The organism is Haloarcula sp. Atlit-7R (assembly GCF_003666065.1).
Taxonomy (GTDB): domain Archaea; phylum Halobacteriota; class Halobacteria; order Halobacteriales; family Haloarculaceae; genus Haloarcula; species Haloarcula taiwanensis.
Genome location: NZ_QXIK01000102.1, coordinates 1 through 454, shown reverse-complemented (window position 1 = coordinate 454; position 454 = coordinate 1). Strand labels below are relative to the sequence as shown.

At 71.6% G+C, this 454-nt stretch carries 1 protein-coding gene; it reads left to right on the top strand.

Features of this window, described 5'->3' with window-relative positions; translation table 11 throughout:
- Window positions 1-117 precede the first annotated feature (117 nt).
- Window positions 118-454, top strand: a 337-nt coding sequence (locus D3D01_RS24735; protein ID WP_233563630.1) for an IMP dehydrogenase, incomplete at its 3' end; no start/stop codon positions are given.

The following is a 454-nucleotide window of genomic DNA, read 5'->3' as shown; positions in this document are numbered from 1 at the left end:
GACCGCCCCGACTCGACCGACCCGCCGAAGCTCGGCGAGCACACCGAGGCCATCCTCTCGTCGCTCGGCTACGACGACGCCGACATCGACGCGCTTCGGCGCGCGGGAGGGGTCTGAGTGGCCGCCACGGTGCCGGTCCTCCTCGACGTGACCTGCCGCGAGGGCGAGCAGCGCCCCGGGGCGTCCTACACGACGGGACAGAAAGCCGCGGCCGTCCGCGCCCTCGACGACCTCGGCGTCGACTACGTGCAGGTCGGCTTCCCCATCGCGGGCGCACAGACCGGCGAGGTCTGCGACGCGGTCGACGTGGAGACGAAACTGACGGGCATCGCCCGGGCCGTCCCGAAGGACGTCGAGGCCGCGGTCGACGCCGGCGTCGACGTCATCTTCATCGACTGCGCCCACGCGCACAACCTCAACGTCATCGACACCGCCCGCGAAATCAAGGAGTCCG